The organism is Streptomyces sp. 8P21H-1 (assembly GCF_013302945.1).
In genome coordinates, this window is the sequence record NZ_JABTYA010000256.1 from 42251 (window position 1) to 44248 (window position 1998).

General features: G+C 66.3%; 2 pseudogenes. Both read left to right on the top strand.

What is annotated here, in order from left to right:
* Positions 1-1524 (top strand): annotated as a pseudogene (locus tag HO151_RS05225) (ISAzo13 family transposase); the annotation flags it as partial.
* A 140-nt stretch (positions 1525-1664) separates the two neighbouring features.
* Positions 1665-1958: pseudogene (locus HO151_RS05230) on the top strand (transposase); the annotation flags it as partial.
* Between the last annotated feature and the right edge of the window lie 40 nt (positions 1959-1998).

Sequence of the window (1998 nt, forward strand, 5' to 3'; positions counted from 1 at the left end):
CGAGACAACGGTCCGTAAAGGTGTGGCCGAGCTGGAATCCGGCGAAGGCCCTTTGGGCCGGGTACGCAGGTCTGGCGGAGGTCGCAAGAAGACCGCAGATCTTGACCCCGGGCTGCGGCCCGCTCTGCTGGCACTGGTGGAGCCCGATGAGCGTGGTGATCCGATGTCGCCGCTGCGCTGGACGGTGAAGTCGACCAGGAGCCTGGCGGCGGAGCTGACCCGGCAAGGACACCGAGTTGGTGCGGATACCGTCGGGGGCCTGCTGCGCGAGGAAGGCTTCGCCTGCAGGCCGGCGCCAAGACCCTCGAGGGCAAGCAGCACCCCGACCGCGACGCCCAGTTCCGCTACATCAACGAGCAGGCCAAAGAACACATGGCCGACGGCCAGCCGGTGATCAGCGTGGACGCGAAGAAGAAGGAACTGATCGGCGACTACAAGAACACAGGCCGCCAGTGGCGGCCGTCCGGTGAACCGGCGCGGGTCAAGACACACGATTTCCTGGACCGGCAAGGGCCGGGAAAGGCGATCCCCTACGGAATCTACGACCTGGCCGCGAACACCGGCTGGGTGAGCGTCGGCACCGATCACGACACCGCCGCCTTCGCCGTCGCCTCCATCCGCCGCTGGTGGCAGGCCCGGGGCCAACACGACTACCCGGCCGCCGCACGCCTATTGATCACCGCGGACGCGGGTGGTTCCAACGGCTACCGCACCCGCGCCTGGAAGAGCGAACTCGCCGCCTTGGCCGCTCAGACCGGCCTCGAGATCACCGTCTGCCACATGCCGCCGGGCACCTCGAAGTGGAACAAGATCGAGCACCGGCTGTTCTCCCACATCTCCATGAACTGGCGCGGCCGTCCTCTGACCAGCCACGACGTCATCATCGACAGCATCGCAGCGACCACCACCCGCACCGGCCTGACCGTCCACGCCGAACTCGACCCCGGCACTTACGACACCGGCATCAAAGTCACCGACATCGACATCGACGCCCTGCCCCTACGCCGGCACCGCTTCCACGGCGACTGGAACTACACCCTGCAACCTCGGCCCGACAGCACCACCGCGGTCCACAACCCACGGCCGGCCAGCCTTCCCTGCCCGCAGCCTTACACCGGGTATCTGCGCAGTCCGGAACTCACCGACATGCCCGAACCCGTCTTGGACGAACTCATCGGCCAACTGTCCCAGCCGCTGGAGGAGTTACGTGAGCGCGCCCGATCCCAACAACGAGGAGGCGAGCGACTGCGTGCTCGAGGAGCAGGAGGCCAGGACAAGCTGACCACCCCCGCCAGGGTGCTGGCCACCGTGCTCTACCTACGCAAGATCGGCACCCGAGACCTCCTGGCCCAACTCTTCAACGTCAACGGCAACACCCTCACCAGGGCCATTCACCAAGTCCAGCCCCTCCTGGCCGATCACAGCCGCACCATCTCACCCTCAACAGCCAGGTTCCGCACACCCGCCGACGTCACAGCATTCCTCGCGAACGACGTCCCGACAAAGATCAAACCGACACGTTAATTTCCGGCAGGCCCTTAGCCTCGGGCTTTCACGAGGTGGTCTGTCCGAGACTTGATCACGAACGCGAGAAGTGCTCCTGACCTGGAACGATAGGACTTGTCGAGGGTCCAGATCGTGCCGTGGAAAGAAGCACTTCTCAGGTGAAGAAGCGTATCGGGTCGTACCCGCGTGTCCGCGTCGAGGGCAGCGGTCGTGGAGTGGTCTCACAGGCCGGGGCCGTGCTGCTGGTGGAGACGGTCCGCAAGACGGGCCTGGATACTGCGATATCTGCGGCTCTGGCGCCCTGGCGCAAGCCGCGGGCGGTGCACGATCCCGGCAAGATCCTGCTGGATGTGGCGCTCGCGGTCGCCCTCGGTGGCGACTGCCTGGCCGACATCGGCATGCTGCGGGCCGAGCCGGCCGTGTTCGGGCCGGTGGCCTCGGACCCGACAGTCTGAGCTGCACTGCGTTTCGTGGAGTCCCTGATGCCAGGGT